Here is a 16,955-nt window from a genome sequence, read left to right as displayed (position 1 = left end):
GGTCCGCTTTACAGGATGGGTGGACCGTGCTGGCTTATCTGATTCAAAAGTCCCGCTACCTGCTCTGGGCCGCCGGCCTGACCAGCGTGGTGGCAGGTGTCTGCAGTGTGTTGCTGGTGGCGCAGATCAACGCGGCCTTGACCCAAAACGGGGCGACTGAGTTGTCCACCCTGGCCTGGCGATTCGCTGCGGTCGCGCTGGGGGCGATGGTCAGCCAGATGGTGGCTTCGGTGCTGTTCGAGCGCCTGAGCCAGCGGGCCCATGCGGAGTTGCGCCAGTTCATTTCGGCCCGAGCGCTGGCGGCCGATTTCAGAAAGATGGAAGAACTGGGTGGGCCGCGGGTGCTGTCGGCGCTGTCTGAACACAGCGCGCGGGTGGCGGAGTTCTTCGTGAGTTTCCCGACCATCCTGGTCAACGCCATCATCGTGCTGGGGTGCATGGTGTATCTGGCTTGGCTCTCCTGGACCGTGTTTGCCGCAGCAGTGCTGGTGATCGGGCTCGGCTCGGCGGGTTATCACCTGGCCCATCTGCGGGCCATCCGCCACCTCGACGTCGCGTCGAAGGAACAGGACCGGCTGTTCGACCACTTCCGCTCGCTGGTCGAAGGGGCGAAGGAACTGCGCTTGAATGCCGCCAAGCGGGCGCGCTTTGCAGAGCTGGTGCTGGGGCGCTCCATTGAGACCGTACGGCGGGAACGGGCCACCGGCATGTCGGTGTTCGTCCTGTCAGCCTCCTGGGGCAACTTCCTGATCTACGGGTTCATCGGGTTGGTGCTGTTTGTGCTGGTGGGAGACGTGCCGGATCGGGCGCGGGTGATGACCGGGTTTGCGCTGGTGTTCGTCTACATGGTGGCACCGCTGGAGACCCTGCTGATGTGCCTGCCAAAGGCCAATCTGGCACGTGTCTCTGGCGCCCGCATTGACGAACTGACGGAACAGCTGGAACGCATCGAGGCGGAAGTCGCTGCGCCGCCTGTCCCCGCCTTCGAAGGGCTGGCCTTGGCAGGCGTGCGTCATCAGTATTTTCATGAAGGTGCCAACGAGGTGTTTGCGCTGGGCCCGGTGCAGCTGGATTTCCGGCCTGGGCAGATCACCTTCCTGGTGGGCGGCAACGGCAGCGGCAAGACCACGCTGGCCAAACTGCTGGTGGGGCTGTATAGGCCGGAGGGTGGGCAGGTGCTTCTGAACGGTGCCGTGGTGGATGATGGAAACCGCGATGCCTATCGCCAATGCTTCAGTGCCATCTTTTCGGACTTCCACCTGTTCGAGCAGTTGCTGGACGGTGGCTCGGCCGACCTGGACGAACGCGGCAACCGTCTGCTGAGCAAGCTGCTGCTGGATCACAAGGTGCAGGTCAAAGAGGGGGCGTTCACGACCCGGCAGCTGTCTCAAGGGCAGCGCAAGCGGCTGGCGCTGGTGGTGAGCTATTTGGAGGACCGGCCGTTCCTGGTCTTCGATGAATGGGCGGCGGACCAGGATCCGGTCTTCAAGGAAGTGTTTTATAGAGAGCTGCTGCCGGAGCTTCGTGCCCGTGGGAAATGCGTGCTGGTGATCTCACACGACGACCGATATTTCCATCTGGCAGACCGGGTGGTCCGCATGGAAGACGGTCAGGTGGTGGCGGTGGAAAAAGAGCCCGGAGCCGGTGCGCCGCACCGCGAGGCCGCCCCCGACCGGATCCAGACCTCACTGGCCGTGTGAGGAGGCCAGATTCCGGCCTTGAGAGACCACCCCTGTGGGGAATGCATTGAGTGTGGGTGTGTGTGGCGGCTCATGGGCTCATGGGCTGGGTGGTAGGATCGATCGGCCACCCCTGCCAAAACTGCCCAAAGGCCATTTGTATGGGACAGATCAATGAAGACCAGTGGATCGAGAGGCTGCTGGCCATTGTGAGAATGGCCGGCGAGGCCGTGCTGAGCATCTACCGCGCCGGACCGGGAGTGGTCAGCCACAAAGCGGACCAGAGCCCGCTGACCGAGGCAGATCTGGCCTCTCACCGGATACTTTCCACTGAACTGGCGGGGCTGCTGCCGGATTGCGCGGTCGTGTCCGAGGAGTGTGACGCCTCGCAGTCGCATCGCTGCGGGTCGGGGCGATTCTGGTTGATCGATCCGCTGGACGGAACCAAGGAGTTCATCGCCCGCAGTGGAGAGTTCACAGTGAATGTCGCGCTGATCGAAAACGGCCGTAGCGTGTTCGGTGTGGTTGATGCACCCGCAATGGACACGATCTATTGGGGGGGGGCGGGCTTTGGTGCCTGGCGCCGTGTGGGCGCAGAAACCAGCTGCATCCGGGTGGCCGTGGATCCGGCCGTTTCCGTCTGCCGCGTGGTCGCCAGCAAGAGCCACCTCAATGACGACACGCGCGCATTCATTGACCGCTTGGGCGCGGTCAGCCTGGTCCAGGCGGGCAGTTCGCTCAAGATCTGCCGCGTGGCAGAGGGCATGGCGGACGTCTACCCCCGGCTCTCGCCGACCTGCGAGTGGGATGTTGCTGCTGCTCAGGCGGTGCTGGAGGGAGCGGGCGGCGCGGTGCTGGATTTGCAGGGGGCTCCGCTGCGTCATGGAAAGGCAGACGTGCTCAATCCGTCATTCGTGGCGGTGCGAGATGCGGCACTGATGCCGCGGTGAAACCCAAGCTTGACGGTTCCGCGCACTCGACGCCTCTGCCCATCCCAATCCCAAAAAATTACCGAATTCCTTGAATGAAGCGCATTGGGGCGCTTGGCTTCTGAAATACTCCCGCTGTCAATCCGGAGTGCTCAGGTGAACGAGCGCTCTCCTTCTTACGCGGCCATTTCTTCATTCGAAAGTGCTCCGAAAGTGCTCGAATGGCAGCTGCTCACTCCCCATTCGAGCGGCGCCGCTATGGTCAATAGGGACGCTATGAGCACGCTTTCGAACATGTCTGTCACGCAACGACTGGCACTGGCCTTTTCGTTGATTCTTGCGCTGCTGGTCGGCGTCATCATGTTGAGCATTTATCAACTGGATGCGGTGGCCCGCGCCACAGAGACCATGATGAACGCTCCGCTGAAGACGGAGCGGCTGGTCAGTGACTGGTATCGCAACGTGCGTGCTGCCGCAACCCGAACCACGGCCATTGCCCGCAGCAGCGACTCGTCGCTGGTCGACTTCTTCAAGGCGGAACAGACCGCTTCCTCCAAGGACTCTGCGGAGTTGCTGGCCAATATCCAGAAGCAATTGCAAACGCCCAAGGAAAAAGCGTTGATGGAGGACATCGACAGCATCCGCAAGGTGTACCTGCAAGCCCGCGACGAAATCTTTGCCTTGAAACGTGCCGGCAAAACCGACGAGGCCAACAAGGTTCTCGACGAGCAATATCTCGCGAAGAACGTGCTGTACCTGCAAAAGATCGACGCGTTGCTTGAAGCTGAACGCAAACAGATCGACGAACTGGCCCTGGGCATTCAGACCAAGCGCGCTTCCAGCAGTCAGCTGCTTGTGGCACTGGGCGCCGTCAGCGTGGCCTTGGGTGCGGTGCTATCCTGGCTGCTGGCGATGTCCATCGTCAAGCCGCTGGCGCGTGCCAATGAAGTGGCCCAGCGTGTTGCGGAGGGCGACCTCGGCGCCGACATTCCGTTGCACGGCAAGGACGAAGTGGCGCAGTTGCTGACCACGCTCAAGCGCATGCAGTCGAGCCTGGTCAGCGTGGTCAGCCGTGTGCGGCAAGGGGCCGAGAGTGTGTCCACCGCCAGCTCCGAGATCGCTGTCGGCAACCACGATCTGTCGTCGCGCACCGAGAATCAAGCCAGCGCGCTGCAGGAGACGGCGGCCAGCATGCATCAGTTGAGTTCGACTGTCCGTCAGAACGCTGACAGTGCGTCCCAGGCCAACCAGCTCGCGATCACGGCCTCCAAGGTGGCGATCGCGGGCGGTGAGGAGGTGTCGCAGGTCGTTGCCACGATGAAGGACATCAACGACGCCAGCAGGAAGATCAGCGACATCATCAGTGTGATTGATGGCATTGCTTTCCAGACCAACATCCTGGCCTTGAATGCGGCCGTTGAAGCGGCGCGAGCGGGAGAGCAGGGCCGCGGCTTTGCGGTGGTGGCGTCTGAGGTGCGCTCGCTGGCCAGCCGTAGCGCCGCAGCCGCGAAAGAAATCAAGACGCTGATCAACGCGAGCGTGGAACGTGTGGAGCGCGGGACCGCGTTGGTGGACCGGACGGGCGTCACGATGTCGCAGGTGGTGGAAAGCATCCAGCGCGCGACGCAGATCATGGGCGAAATCAGTGCCGCCAGCAAAGAGCAGGCACAGGGCGTGGCGCAGGTCGGCGAGGCGGTGCAGTCCATTGATCAGGTGACGCAGCAGAATGCAGCGCTGGTCGAGGAAATGGCGGCGGCCACCAGCAGCCTCAAGTCGCAGTCGGAAGACCTCGTGCTGGCTGTGGCGGTGTTCAAGATCCCGGGCACTGGGGCACGCGCATTGCCGTAGTGGGAGAGCCAGACGTCGCGGCGTCATTCAGGCATGTCGGCAGCGGGCGGCTGCACCCAAGCTTCCCTCTTGAGCCGCTCACAGTGGAATATGGGCAGTGCGTCGATCCGCTGCTGGTCATCGCCTTCTCAGCATTGACGCCGCACAGACTCCGATTCCCACCGATGGACGGAGGCGCATGGGCCAGGCATCTTGGAGAACCGATGCCCCGCGCTCTCAATAGACGTCAATGATGCTTCGTGTTTCCCCCGCAGAATCCCGAGGGTCAGTGGATGGGCCGCTAGCGGCCATTCACGGGCAGAGCAACAGCAGGGCGCAAGCGACCATTGACACATCGCCACGCATCTCAGCGCAACGACGGCTGATCGAACAGGTCTTCCCGAATGCTGGCCCCAAGACTGCCAGCGAGCGCCAAGCCTTGCAGCGCAGGCCCGAGGCGAGTGGCGCTGTGGCCCAACGATACACACAGGCCCCGAATGGTTTGAAGGTCTCGGCGAATGGGCAATTCGCCGTACGCAACGAAGGGGAGCATGGCCAGCTGTATGTGGCTCATGAAGTCACACCATTCAAGCTTCAGCACGTTACCTTCAACAAGGAGAGGTGCGATGTCCACATTAACGGCGCCCCGATGTCCGAGGTGCAAGCGGACCTCGCCAACAAGCCGGCGATGGACCAGATGCAATGTGGTCATTTCTCTCGGGCAGTCACTGGCATCACGGAAACCCAGGAGAACGAAAACGCGCCGCCTGGCCGAAGTCTGTACACAGCCAATGTCACCCATGACGTCGGCGATGTGATGGGGGGACGAGGTTGGGAGAACCACTTCGCGCCGGTGATCGTGGCGGATGGGGAGGATCGGGGCACCTTCGAGACGGCGGTGGGTCTCAACTATTGCTGGTTCGGAATCTATGGGAGCGCCAAAGGACAGTCGTTTCGCTACAAGACCCAGGTAGGCAACATCAGTCGCGCGTTGAAGGAAGGCTGGATCAATCAAGACACCCAGCAGGTGCTCATGCAAGCGCTTGGTCAATACAAGGACGGAACGCTCTCTGCCAACGCAGAGCGACAAGACTATGTCGGGGAGGAACTCAGGAAGCTTGAGGCGCTTGCATTGGAGAGACAGAACAATACGCCGCTTCCGGTCATGGAGGCCCAGCAAACCGCCGAGCCTCAAACCAAGGAGCAGCAGCAGGAAGAAGCAAAGCGCATGGCGGTGCACTCAGTCAACGATCCGGAGTTTGAACGTCGGCGGCAGCAGTTCCTGGGCGGCAACGAGGATCGAAATGACCAATTCCGGCAGGTCGTCATGGGCCTGAGTGTGCTGGCGTTGGCGGTTCTGGCGCTTTATTGGTTCAAGTGAGGCGGCGTCGGCCCACCTCGTTGGCCCATCAGTCAAAGCGGGTTGGCGACATCCAGTCGGAATTTTCTCTTGGAATCGTAGGTTCGATCCTGGGTCAGGTACAGGAAGGCGCCCACCGCCCAAAACGAGCGGGTTGATTTCCTCATGAACAAAAGCTCCCGGCGTACTCGATTCAATCACGCTGGCGGTCTCGGCCGCATGGGCGCGATGATGGTGAATACGCCGGGGTGCATTCAAGGTCCGGGATGAGCCTTCAGATGGCGAGTCCCCCCGCAATGTTGATGGTCTCGCCCGTGATGTAACCCGCTGCGGGACCCGCGAGGAAACACACGGTCTGCGCAACTTCCTCCAAGGTCGCGATGCGACGAATGGGGTGCATGTCGAGAATGGCCTCGCGGTCCGGCAGCTCCCCGGCAACGTCCGACGCCATGTCCGTCGGCATGATGCCGGGCTGCACCACATTGACCGTGATGTTGCGGCGGCCGAGGTCACGCGCAATGCCTTTGGCGTATACGGCAAGCGCTCATTTGGTGCCTGCATAGTCCGCAACGCCAGGGAACGGCACCGCAGTACCGAGCAAGGAGCCAATGAAGATGATGCGACTACCGTCCGTCAGGCGCGGCGCTGCGGCACGCGTGTTGGCAATCGTGCCCAGGACATTCACTTGCCACTGTTGGTTGTACTTCTCACCGTCCAACTCTGGATCGTCAACCCAATGGCCCTGAATCGCAATACCAGCGTTATTGACCAGGACGTCAAGCTTTCCGAATCTGCCATCTGCGCCAGCAGGTCCATGAACACGCGCAGGCGATGCGGCACACGGCGAGAGACCGCCGTGACGGCATGGATGTCCCTCGGCGCTGGCCTGAATGCCTGAAGCAGTGGCACGAACGGCGACTTCGTCCAGATCCGGCTGGAACATGGCTTGAGCGTCATGAGCGATGCCAAGGCCTGACAGCGCCGCTGCACGAACAGCCTCTGCGTCATTGGCTCGAATGTTTCCCTTCGGCTCGATCTCCAGAGGGCCCGAAGGCGTGTTGAAACGCCAAGCCAGCGCTCGGTTGCCGTTTTGGCCGGCCACCAGGTTATGGAGGCGAAGCTGCTCAGGATCTTGTGGTGTGCTGTGTCGCGCGAGATAACTTGGCGTCGCAACGGTGCAGATGTGCATGCTCCCGATTGTGCGGGCGACCAGCCTTCCATCTCGGTCTGCTGGCTCTGGTGTGCGGTGACGGTCTTGACACCATGGCGGGCAAAAGCTGTCGTCTGAACTGAACGAAGCGTGCCGCCAAATGGCGGGGCGGGGGGGGAGGCCCAGACGGGCACCACAAGGTCAGCCACAGAGCAAAGGTGTTCCCCAGACCGCCTCAGCGCTGCGCACCACGACCGGCGCGATTCTTCGCGCTGGATCGCGACAGCAAGCATTCGTCCGCCGCAGCCTTCACTGTGGAGCCATGGCTGGGCCTGAGCACCGCACTAGCGCATGAACTTGCCGTCCGCACCAATGATTGACAGGTCTGCATAGTCGAGCCCGGTGTGATCGGTGGGCGAGAAAGAGACCTCAAGGCCCCCGATATCGACCTTGCGCATGCCCTCGAGCGCGTCACGCAGCTTCTGCCGGGTCGGATTCGGGCCGACGCGGCGCAGGCCTTCCACCAGTACCTTGGCCGCGGCGAAGCCTTCCATCATGGCAGGTGTGATGTCGCCCTTGCCCTTGGCCTGCGACATCTGGGCGGCCTCTGTCACGATCTTGCTGGCTTTGGAGCGCTCATACGGGAACACCTGAGTCACCATCACGCCGCGCGCGTTTTCACCCAACTGGTTCACGAAACCATGCGCGGCATTGTTGGACAAGGTCACGAATTGCGCCTTGGAGCCTGCTGCGCGAATGGCGGCAATGCCGTCTGCGACCGCTTGGCCGGAGCCCAGGAACATGATGGCCTGCGCATTGCTAGAGACAGCGCTTTGTGCTGCCGCCTTGAAGTCAGGCTTCGCGCGGTCAAATTTGGTCGAGAACGCAGCCGTTTTGTTCACTGCGGCAAGGCCATTGTTCGCACCTATCACTGCGTCGGCGCCGAACGAGTCGTCGACCTGGACGATCCCTATCCTTTCAATGCCGATCAGGCTCAAGTGACGCACCGCGCGCTCGGCTTCGCGCTGGTAGGTGGCACGCACGTTGAACACCCAAGGATTGACCGGGGTGTGCAGCAGCGCTGCGCCCGAGGACGGCGCAATGAGCGGCACATGATGCGTCGCCAGCAGCGGCAGGATCGCCTGGTTGTGGGGCGTGCCTCGTGTCAGAAACAGGGCCAGTACGTTGTCGGTGGTGATCAATTTCGCTGCATTGGCGGCAGCGGTGGGTGGGTCAAACTTGTCATCCAGCGAGACCAGCTTCACCGTCTGGCCGTTGATCCCTCCGGCCGCATTGATCGAGTCAAGGTAGAGCTTCGCGCCCTCGGTTGTTTCGGTAACACTCGCACCGACCGGGCCGGTAAATCCTGCCGTTTGACCAATCAGCAGGTCGGCGTGGGCGGCCAGTGGCAGTAGAGCAAGTGCAAGCAACGAGAGCAGGCGCATTCAGGTCTCCTGGGGTATGGGCATTGTTTCCGCTAGATGCTGAAGCGGCTTTCATCCGGCGATGAAAGGGGTTTCCCTAAGATCATCATGGATTGTTCTGACCGTGGCGTTAGGAAGTCTCGGAACAGTCGGATTTGCAACGTCGCTGCCAGCGGCCCTATCCGTACCTGAGCGCCTGCCTGAGACGCTCAGTCACAAAAACCGGCGGCTGTGCAAGCGCAGCAGGCACCCCTGCAGAGGCGGAGAGGGAAAGGGCTACCCCACCATGACCGCGATCAACCCCACGCACAAGGCCATCGCGCCGAGGTAGATGCCCCATGCCCGCCGCCGGGAGGACCGATCGCTGGCGCGATGCTCGCGGCCATCGAGCTGACCGTCATGCACGCCGCGCGTGAGCATCGCGCCCGTCGCCGACAAGCCGATCGCGACCACTGCGGCGGCCAGCAGATTGCGGCCCTCGCCGAGATCCTCGGCGGCATCCAGCCAGGTTGCCGTCGCGGCCGCCGTCACCAGGAACAGGCTGATCGCCCGCGCCACATCGAGCGCCTCCATGCGCGAGGCGAAGCGTGGTTGCCGCAGCCGCGTCTCATCCGGCGGTGCAAAGGGCGGCAGACCCGGCGGCGCCCACCCGGGTGACTTGAACAGCACCCGCACGCGATCACGCCAGCGCGGCGTGGCCCGCGCGCGCTCGAAAAAGCTCGCCGTAGAACTGGCCGATCGCACGCAGCGGCGACCAGCTGTGCAGGGGCTTCACCGTCCCGTACACGCAGGGTTCAGTCTCCAGGGCGAAGCTACCGAACATCCGGTCCCAGATCACCAGCACCGCGCCGTAGTTCTTGTCGAGATAGCCTGGATTCACCGCGTGATGCACCCGGTGGTTGGAGGGCGTCGAAATCACGCGGTCCAACCAGCCCAGCTTACCGATCAGCTCGGTGTGGATCCAGAACTGGTACAGCAGCACGAACAGCCCCGCACCCAGGTAGAGATGGACTGGCATCCCCAGCAGCGCCATCGGCAGGAAGAAGGGCGCGCCCATTACCGCGTAGAAGCTCTCCTGCCGCAGCGCCGTTGTCAGGTTGAAGCGCTCGCTCTGATGGTGCACCGCGTGAGCCGCCCAGAAGATCGCGCTCTCGTGGCTGACGCGATGCAGCCAGTAATCGCAGAAGTCGTAGACAACGATCGCTGCGGCCCATCCCCACCAGCCCGACCACACGGACGCCGGCACCAGCGCGACATGCGGCAGGGCGCCGGCATAGAGGCCAGTCTGGAAGAGTGGTGTCACCGCAGCCACCGCCAGGCTCATCAGGCCCTGGCTGAGGCTGCTCAGCGAGTCCGCCAGGTCGTGAGTGTCGCGGCCGTGCCGGCGGCTCCACCACCACTCGAGGGCCATGCAGAGCGTGAACAGCGGGACGGCGATCAGGAGGACACGATGCATGGCAAGTGGCGGTGACGGACGACGATGGTGGGCGGGAGATGGCGCATGGCGGATGGCAAGAGCGTGGAGGGGGGCGGCTGGATCTCGATCAGGCCCCGCGCGCTCAGAACCGGTACCAGAGGCTGGCGCTGAAGGTCTGCTGCGACTTGGCGGTGGTCAGCGGCGAATGCGCCGCATCGCCGACCAACCGGGCGTTGAGCCACTGGCCGCTGACCGACCAGCGCGAGGAAAACTTGTGCTCGCCGTTGAGCGCGATGCTCCAGTCCATCATTCCGGCGCGAGGCCGCCATTCGGGCACGCCGCTGGCGAGGGCCTCACGCGGACCGACGCCATAGCTGCTGCGCAAGTGGGCGGCGTTGGCGGTGGTCGCTGCGAGCGTCAGGCCGATCAGGTCGTCGCCGATGGGAATGCCCGAAGTCAGCCCGAGCTCCAGCTGCCGGCCGTCGTGATGTCGCCCGCTGCCCCAGGACGCGCCCGATTGCAGCAGCAGCCAGGACGTCGCCTGTACATTGACAAAGGCCTCGGAGGTGATGCGCGTGCCGAGCCGGTCGATGCCTTGTGGTGTGAAGCGCGAGGGGCGCCCGAACTGCGGCCACAGGCGTGCACCCGCTTGCCAGGTCTTGGCGGACTCGGCGCCGGCCAGAAGAGGAACGAGATTCCAGCCCACGCCCAGGTCCGTGGAGACGAAGGCACCGCTGGGCGCGAGGTATTCGAACGCGGGCAACACGTCGTCGCTCCGGGCACGGCTGCCCGGCGCGGACGGCCAACTGCGCGTGGAGACACCGCCCGACCAGGTCGATTCAGCCGGGGGGGCGTCCATCAGCACGAGGCTTCCGGCGGCCCATGAGGGGGTGGTGCTCGCCAGGGCGCCCGCGCAAAGCAGCGGCAGCCTCAAGAGACGGGGCAGGGCGATGAAGGGCGTGGGGCAGGTCACGCGGAATTCTAGGATGTCAGGTCCGGGCGAAGCTTGCGGGAGCCTGTCAGCTGGCCGTCGGTGTGGTGTCCGGCCCGATCGAGTTTCTCCCAATCCGGTGGGTCGGTAGAGCCATGCCAGACGAAGTCAGAGATTTCTTCAGGAGGGATGGAAGAATCCAGGACCGGCGCCTTTTTTATTCATCGCATTGATCGTGTCGGTGTGCCATTTAAATACCTGGTTCGCCATTTCATCCTTGAATCAGCGCGGCGATCATCCCGACACTTTCACGCTTGTGTCCGATCTGGCCTGGCGCGGGAAAGCCGATCGTGGTCTACCTCCGCGGCTACCACTACCAGGCGGTGCTCCAGGGTTGAGTTTCAGGTGGAGCTAGCTTATTGGAGTTGAAGCTGAATGCGCGGCTGCGTCAGCACCTCGGGTTGCAGGATTTTGTGGAGCTGTTCCGGCGTCAGCAGGCGCTTGCGGATGACGAGGTTGTAGACGCTGTCGCCAGTCACCAGCGCTTCCTGCGCGATCAGCGTCGCGTTGACGTATCCGATGTAGGGATTCAGCGCCGTCACCAGGCCGATGGAGTTCTGCACGCTGCGCTGCAGGGCCTCGCGGTTGACGGTGATGCCGCGCACACAGCGCTCGGCCAGCGTGAGCAGGGCAGCGCGCAGATGGCTCACGCTCTTGAAGAGGCTGTGGGCGATGATGGGCTCGAAGGCATTGAGCTGCAGCTGGCCGGCCTCCGCCGCGAACGAGATCGTCAGGTCGTTGCCGATGACCTCGAAGGCCACCTGGTTCACCACCTCCGGAATCACCGGGTTCACCTTGCCCGGCATGATGGAGGAGCCCGCCTGCATGGGCGGCAGGTTGATCTCTCCCAGGCCCGCACGCGGGCCGGAGGAGAGTAGCCGCAGGTCGTTGCACACCTTGGACACCTTCACCGCCACACGCTTGAGTACGCCGGAGAGCTGCACGAAGGCGCCGCAGTCCTGGGTGGCCTCCACCAGGTTGGGCGCGGTCAGGAAACCGATGCCGGTGATGCTGGCCAGGTGCTCGCAAACCTTACGGGCATAGTCCGGGTGGGCGTTGATGCCGGTGCCGATGGCGGTGGCGCCGAGGTTGATTTCTAGAATGAGCCGCGAGGCCTCGCGCAGCCGCTGGATGTCTTCCTCCAGCATCACCACGTAGGTGGAGAACTCCTGGCCAACCGTCATCGGCACGGCGTCCTGCAGCTGCGTACGGCCCATCTTCAGCACGCTGGAGAACTCCTGTGCCTTCTCATGGAAGGCGCCGCGCAGCACCTCCATCGCCTCGATCAGCCCCTGCACGCCCACATGACCAGCCACCTTCAGCGCCGTCGGGTAGACGTCGTTCGTGCTCTGGCTCATGTTGACGTGTTCGTTGCTTGATTGCCGCCAGCGCGTTCACCAGGTCCGGATAGACGGACACCGGAATGCCGCTGATGGGGAAGTTCTCCACCGCGCGCAGGGTGCGCACGCCATAGTAGGCATGGGCGGCGACCTCACGGTCGCCCAGCAGGTCGTGTTCGATGCGGGTGGCGGTGTTGGAGGTGTTGCTTCCAAGGGTCCAACGGCCCGGGTCCGGTGATCCTCGGGCGATCAGGCGATCAGGCCCGTTCCTCCATGGCCAGACGCACGCAGCGCCGGGCCAGCAGTTCGGTGGGATCCACCACCCGGATCAGGCGTCCGCCCACGGTCAGGGCCTCGTTGGCGGCCACCACCAGCGGCAGCTCGGTGCAGCCCAGGATGACGGCCTGCGCACCGCGTTCCACCAGGTGGCGCAGGGCGGTGTCCAGCTGCTGGGCACACAGGCCGGCGGTGAAACCCGCCTTCACGCCTTCGGGCCCGTAGATGGCGCCCATCACCTGTTCCTGGTGCTCGGCGTCCGGGATCAGCAGGTCCAGCCCCACACGGACAATGGCCTCCGCATAGATGCCGCTCTGCACCGTGCCGGAGGTGGCCAGCAGGCCCACCTTGCCCCCGGCGGGCAGGTGGGAGCGCAGGTGCTCGGCCGTGGTCTCCAGCATGCTGATGATGGGGATGGAGAGATAGGGCTGGATGCGTTCCACGAAGGCATGCGCCGTGTTGCAGGGGATGGCGATCAGGGCCGCATCCGCCGCCTCCAGCCGCTTGCAGGTGGCATAGAGGGAGACCGTCGGGTCGCTGCCGCCGCGCACCAGGTTTTCGGTGCGGTCCGGAATCTGCGGGTTCTGCTCCACCACCACCTTGATGTGGTCCTGGTCCTTCTCTGCGGGCGTGTTCTTCACCAGCTTGCCCAGGAAGTCCACGGTCGCGGCCGGGCCCACGCCGCCCACCACCCCGACCTTGATCGGCCGGGAGGCGCCGGTTTCCTGCGCCATCGCCGCGCGCACATAGGCGTGGTTGGTGTCGAAGACCGGGAAGCCCCGGCCACGCAGCGCGTCGATCACCACCGGGATCTCGGAGAACCCCGGCACGATCAGGTCCACCTCCTGCCGCACCAGGTGGGCGCACGCGCTGGCCAGCAGGTCGACGGAACGGGCGCTCAGGTGGCCGGTCTTCAGCCCCTCCGGGCCGTAGATCGCGCCCATCACGCATTCGGCCTGCACCTGCTCGTCCGGATAGACGATGCGCCAGTCCGACGGATGGAAGTAGCGCTCGAACAGCTGCCGGGCGCGGACATAGTCCGAGGTGAGCACCCCGATGCGCCGGGCGCCGGGGTGGCGGCGCACGATGTCGTCCCTGATCGCGGCCATCATGTCCACGATGGGCACGCCCACCTCCGCCTTCAGCTCGTCCAGGAAGGTGTGGCTGAGGAAGCAGGGCAGCAGCACGGACTGCGCGCCCCGCGCCTCGAAGCTGCGCAGCAGGTCGAACACATACAGCATGCGCCCGCTCTGCGAGGCAGTGGCCGCCCCGGGTTGCACGCCTTCATGGAAGGGGCGCTGTTCAAAGATCAGCCCGGTCTGGCCGTGGCCGGGGGCCGCCGGCAGGGCCTGCGCCAGCTTGAAGAACAGGTCGGCCGGGCCCAGGGTGCCCAGGCCTCCGACGATGCCGAAACGGCACTCCGGATGGTTGAACTGCATGAGAGGTGCTTTCTGCGGTGCTGTCGGTCGTGGTGCCCTGGCCAGGCCTCAAGGCAAGTCAGGCCACCGGCTCCGCCACGCGGATGCGAGCGGAAGCGTTGGCGCCGGCGGGCGGGTGTCCGGGCACCGCGGGGGCGGCTTCCCGGGCGGATTCAGTCTCCTCGGGGCCCAGCTTGCCTTCCCACTTGGCGATGACCGAGGTGGCCAGGCTGTTGCCGATCACATTGGTGGCCGTGCGGCCCATGTCCAGGAAAACGTCCACCCCCATGATCAGCAGCAGCCCCGCCTCGGGCAGGCCGAACATCGGCAGCGTGGCCGCCACCACCACCAGCGAGGCGCGGGACACACCCGCCATGCCCTTGCTGGAGATCATCAGGAACAGCAGCAGAGAGAGCTGCGTGGCAAAGCTCATCTCGATGCCGTAGGCCTGCGCCACGAAAAGCACCGCGAAGGCCTGGTACATCATGGAGCCGTCCAGGTTGAAGGCGTAGCCCAGCGGCAGCACGAAGCCGGTGACCTCGCTCTTCACGCCAAAGCGCTTGAGCTGCTCCATCGTCTTCGGATAGGCGGCCTCGCTGCTGGCGGTGGAGAAGGCGATCATCGTGGGTTCCTTCACCAGGCCCAACAGGCGGAAGATCCGGCCCTTGAGCACCACGTAGCCCGCCAGGATCAGCACCAACCAGAGCGAGGACAGGCCCAGGTAGAAGCTGGCGATGAACTTCGCGAAGGTGCCCAGCACCCCCAGCCCCTGCACGGTGATGGCCGCCGCCACCGCCGCGAACACACCCACCGGCGCGAACAGCATCACGTAGTCGGTGATCTTGATCATCACGTGCATCAGGCCGTCCACCATGGAGGCCATGGCTTCACCGGCCTGCTCCCGCACCGCGCGCATCGCGAAGCCGAAGAACAGCGAGAACACCACGATCTGCAGCACCGAGTTCGAAGCCATCGCGTCGAAGATGCTCTTGGGGAAGATGTTGACGATGAAGTCCTTGAAGTTCAGCGACGAGGTCTTCAGGTTGGTCGCCGCATGCGCGTCCGGCAGCGCCAGCTGCATGGTGGTGCCCGGGTGCAGCAGGTTGGCCCACATCAGCCCCAGGAACAGCGAGATTAGCGACGCCGCCACGAACCAGCCCATGGCGCGCGCGCCGATGCGGCCCACGCTGCGGCCGTCGGTCATCTTGATGATGCCGCCCACCAGGGTGGCAAACACCAGCGGCGCGATGATCATCTTCACCAGCCGGAGGAAGATGTCGGCCACGGCCGTGAAATAGGCACCAATCTCCTTGGCGGCGGCCGCATCGGGCGCCATGGCGTGGCAGACATATCCCGTGCCGATCCCGAGCACGAGCGCGACCCCGATCCAGGAGGTCAGTTTGTTGAACTTCACCTTGGTGTCTCCATGCCCGGTGGACGGGCGGTTCTAAGTATGGTGGTGGGTGAAAGCTTGTTTCAAAAAGCGCATGGATAATAGAAGTGCGAAAGAAGAAATCGATGTGACGATTCATCTTTTGCATGAGACGGTGCGAATTTCCGGATCAGAAAGTGCATCGGAGGCGGTATCGTGGAGAGGCACGCATGCAGATCAGATGGATCGAGGACTTCCTGACCCTGGCGGACGCCAAGGGCTTCGCCAAGGCGGCCGAGCGCCGCAATGTGTCGCAACCCACCTTCAGCCGGCATATCCAGGCGCTGGAGGAGTGGCTGGGGGTGGAACTGGTGGACCGCCGCGGTGCGAGGGTGCAGCTCACGCCGTCGGGCCGCATCTTTCGTGAATTCGGCATCGACATGCTGCGCCGCACCTACGACATGCGGACCTTGCTGCGCGGCCAGACCTCCACGGCGGAGAGCCTCGTTCGCTTCTCCGTGGCGCATTCGCTTTCGGTGACCTTCTTCCCGCAGTGGCTCAACGAGCTGCGCGCCGGGCTGGGCAACGTGCTGGCCCACGTCAATGCGGTCAACGTGGCCGATGGCGCCCGCGCGCTGACCGAAGGCGCCACGGACCTGCTGCTGGTCTATCACCACTCGCAATTGCCTGTGCTGCTGGACCCCAAGCGGTTTCCGCACCTGCGGCTTTCCACCGAGCGCATGGCCCCGTTCTCGGCGCCGCTGCCCAGCGGCGCACCGAAGTTCAAGCTGCCAGGCCGGCCAGGGGAGCGCTTGCCCTTCCTCTCTTATTCAGCGGGCACCTATCTGGGGCAGGTGGTGGAGATGATCCTGCTGGGCGCGGGGGAGCCTCTGCATCTCACCCGTTCCTTTGACACGCACATGGCCGAGGCGCTCAAGGCCATGGTGCTGGCGGGCCACGGCCTGTGCTGGCTGCCGCAGAACTCCACCACGCGGGAGGTTAAGGAGGGGCGCCTGGTGGCGGCCGGCCCGGCGCGCTGGTCCTGCGAGCTGGAGGTGCGCCTGTACCGCCTGGCCGAGCGTGGCAATGAGATGGTGGAAAAAATCTGGGAGCAACTGGGCGGGAAATGGTGATGGCCAGGCTGGTGGGGTTCTGACGGGTCTCGCAGCAACGGCGGCTCAACATCCGGATACGTTATCTCCGGCACATTCGCGCAACCTTTTGAGTGGCGGTGGGTACCTAAGCGAGAACCTCGCTTTCACACCGCCCTCATGACCCACACGTTGTCGCATGTCGAGACTCCCGCCCCGTCAGGGCGCGGGGAGCGGCTGCGCGCTGTGTCCCCGCCAGCCTCCCGGCCGGGCCTGTTGGCGGTGCTCACCTTGCTGCCGGCCGGCCTGGCCTTGTGCCTACTGCCGTGGCACTTCGCCCTGCGGCCTCTGCTGCTCTCGCCCTGGCTGGAAGAAATCGTCTTCCGCCTCGGGCTACAGGACGCCTTGTCCCGATGCCGTTGGAGCGCCCTTCGGCGGCACGCCGCAGTGATCACGGCCGGCGCCTTTGGCGTTGCCCATGCGGTGTTGTCGCCGCCGGCCGCCTGGCCCGCCTCGTTATCCCTGGCGCTGGCCCTGTCCACCGCCATTCCCGCCTGGTGGATCGGCCGTGACTACGGCCGGCACCGCTCACTGCTCCGTTGCGTCGCCTGGCATGCGTGGTTCAACGCGGCCTGGCTGCTGGGCGGCGGCTCCCTCCTGCTGACTCGCTGAAGAGATGCA

Annotated in this window: 12 protein-coding genes and 2 pseudogenes; 6 read left to right on the top strand and 8 right to left on the bottom strand. The window is 64.2% G+C overall.

Features of this window, described 5'->3' with window-relative positions:
• Positions 1-26 precede the first annotated feature (26 nt).
• The 4 genes from OU995_RS18950 (at position 27) to OU995_RS18935 (ending at position 5,816) form a co-directional block, all read left to right on the top strand.
• Positions 27-1,700, top strand: coding sequence for a cyclic peptide export ABC transporter (locus OU995_RS18950; RefSeq protein ID WP_267831583.1), 1,674 nt, complete (start codon positions 27-29; stop codon positions 1,698-1,700).
• A 140-nt stretch (positions 1,701-1,840) separates the two neighbouring features.
• Positions 1,841-2,629, top strand: coding sequence for a 3'(2'),5'-bisphosphate nucleotidase CysQ (gene cysQ / locus OU995_RS18945; RefSeq protein WP_267831582.1), 789 nt, complete (start codon positions 1,841-1,843; stop codon positions 2,627-2,629).
• 273 nt (positions 2,630-2,902) lie between these two features.
• The gene (locus tag OU995_RS18940; RefSeq protein WP_267831581.1) at positions 2,903-4,456 is read left to right on the top strand and encodes a methyl-accepting chemotaxis protein; all 1,554 of its coding nucleotides are present in this window, start codon (positions 2,903-2,905) and stop codon (positions 4,454-4,456) included.
• A 229-nt stretch (positions 4,457-4,685) separates the two neighbouring features.
• Positions 4,686-5,816 (top strand): hypothetical protein, encoded by a 1,131-nt coding sequence (locus tag OU995_RS18935; protein ID WP_267831580.1) that lies wholly within the window; start codon positions 4,686-4,688, stop codon positions 5,814-5,816.
• A gap of 253 nt (positions 5,817-6,069) precedes the next feature.
• Here the strand turns inward: OU995_RS18935 and OU995_RS18930 are convergent.
• The 8 genes and pseudogenes from OU995_RS18930 to OU995_RS18895 all read right to left on the bottom strand — a co-directional run bounded on the left by OU995_RS18930 (position 6,070) and on the right by OU995_RS18895 (position 15,225).
• Positions 6,070-7,107, bottom strand: a pseudogene (locus OU995_RS18930) (SDR family oxidoreductase).
• Between the two features lie 182 nt (positions 7,108-7,289).
• Complete coding sequence (locus tag OU995_RS18925) at positions 7,290-8,390, bottom strand: ABC transporter substrate-binding protein (protein WP_267831579.1); 1,101 nt, start codon at positions 8,388-8,390, stop codon at positions 7,290-7,292.
• A 255-nt stretch (positions 8,391-8,645) separates the two neighbouring features.
• The gene (locus OU995_RS18920; RefSeq protein WP_267831578.1) at positions 8,646-9,044 is read right to left on the bottom strand and encodes a hypothetical protein; all 399 of its coding nucleotides are present in this window, start codon (positions 9,042-9,044) and stop codon (positions 8,646-8,648) included.
• 4 nt (positions 9,045-9,048) lie between these two features.
• The gene (locus OU995_RS18915; protein WP_267831577.1) at positions 9,049-9,825 is read right to left on the bottom strand and encodes a sterol desaturase family protein; all 777 of its coding nucleotides are present in this window, start codon (positions 9,823-9,825) and stop codon (positions 9,049-9,051) included.
• A 103-nt stretch (positions 9,826-9,928) separates the two neighbouring features.
• Positions 9,929-10,645 (bottom strand): MipA/OmpV family protein, encoded by a 717-nt coding sequence (locus OU995_RS18910; protein WP_267836305.1) that lies wholly within the window; start codon positions 10,643-10,645, stop codon positions 9,929-9,931.
• Positions 10,646-11,133: 488 nt separating this feature from the next.
• Positions 11,134-12,298: pseudogene (locus OU995_RS18905) on the bottom strand (aspartate ammonia-lyase).
• A 76-nt stretch (positions 12,299-12,374) separates the two neighbouring features.
• Positions 12,375-13,832 (bottom strand): aspartate/glutamate racemase family protein, encoded by a 1,458-nt coding sequence (locus OU995_RS18900; protein ID WP_267831576.1) that lies wholly within the window; start codon positions 13,830-13,832, stop codon positions 12,375-12,377.
• Positions 13,833-13,890: 58 nt separating this feature from the next.
• Complete coding sequence (locus tag OU995_RS18895) at positions 13,891-15,225, bottom strand: dicarboxylate/amino acid:cation symporter (RefSeq protein ID WP_267831575.1); 1,335 nt, start codon at positions 15,223-15,225, stop codon at positions 13,891-13,893.
• A gap of 188 nt (positions 15,226-15,413) precedes the next feature.
• Here OU995_RS18895 and OU995_RS18890 point away from each other — a divergent pair, with 188 nt between their 5' ends.
• Both OU995_RS18890 and OU995_RS18885 read left to right on the top strand, forming a co-directional pair.
• A complete protein-coding gene (locus tag OU995_RS18890) occupies positions 15,414-16,316 on the top strand; it encodes a LysR family transcriptional regulator (protein ID WP_267831574.1) in 903 nt (300 codons plus the stop codon).
• A gap of 138 nt (positions 16,317-16,454) precedes the next feature.
• On the top strand, positions 16,455-16,946 hold the full coding sequence (locus OU995_RS18885; RefSeq protein ID WP_267831573.1) for a JDVT-CTERM system glutamic-type intramembrane protease: 492 nt from the start codon (positions 16,455-16,457) through the stop codon (positions 16,944-16,946).
• Positions 16,947-16,955 lie beyond the last annotated feature (9 nt).

The sequence above is a fragment of the Roseateles sp. SL47 genome, assembly GCF_026625885.1.
In the GTDB taxonomy this organism is placed as follows: Bacteria; Pseudomonadota; Gammaproteobacteria; order Burkholderiales; family Burkholderiaceae_C; genus Roseateles.
Note: the sequence above shows the minus strand (reverse complement) of the source record. Positions and strands in the feature narration are given on the sequence as shown.

What these genes read in the sequence shown, in the direction of transcription:
- cysQ (WP_267831582.1), top strand. Translation starts at nt 1,841, where the DNA reads ATGGGACAGATCAATGAAGACCAGTGGATCGAGAGGCTGCTGGCCATT.
- OU995_RS18940 (WP_267831581.1), top strand. Translation starts at nt 2,903, where the DNA reads ATGTCTGTCACGCAACGACTGGCACTGGCCTTTTCGTTGATTCTTGCG.
- OU995_RS18935 (WP_267831580.1), top strand. Translation starts at nt 4,686, where the DNA reads ATGATGCTTCGTGTTTCCCCCGCAGAATCCCGAGGGTCAGTGGATGGG.
- OU995_RS18925 (WP_267831579.1), bottom strand. Translation starts at nt 8,390, where the DNA reads ATGCGCCTGCTCTCGTTGCTTGCACTTGCTCTACTGCCACTGGCCGCC.
- OU995_RS18915 (WP_267831577.1), bottom strand. Translation starts at nt 9,825, where the DNA reads ATGCATCGTGTCCTCCTGATCGCCGTCCCGCTGTTCACGCTCTGCATG.
- OU995_RS18910 (WP_267836305.1), bottom strand. Translation starts at nt 10,645, where the DNA reads ATGGACGCCCCCCCGGCTGAATCGACCTGGTCGGGCGGTGTCTCCACG.
- OU995_RS18900 (WP_267831576.1), bottom strand. Translation starts at nt 13,832, where the DNA reads ATGCAGTTCAACCATCCGGAGTGCCGTTTCGGCATCGTCGGAGGCCTG.
- OU995_RS18890 (WP_267831574.1), top strand. Translation starts at nt 15,414, where the DNA reads ATGCAGATCAGATGGATCGAGGACTTCCTGACCCTGGCGGACGCCAAG.
- OU995_RS18885 (WP_267831573.1), top strand. Translation starts at nt 16,455, where the DNA reads ATGACCCACACGTTGTCGCATGTCGAGACTCCCGCCCCGTCAGGGCGC.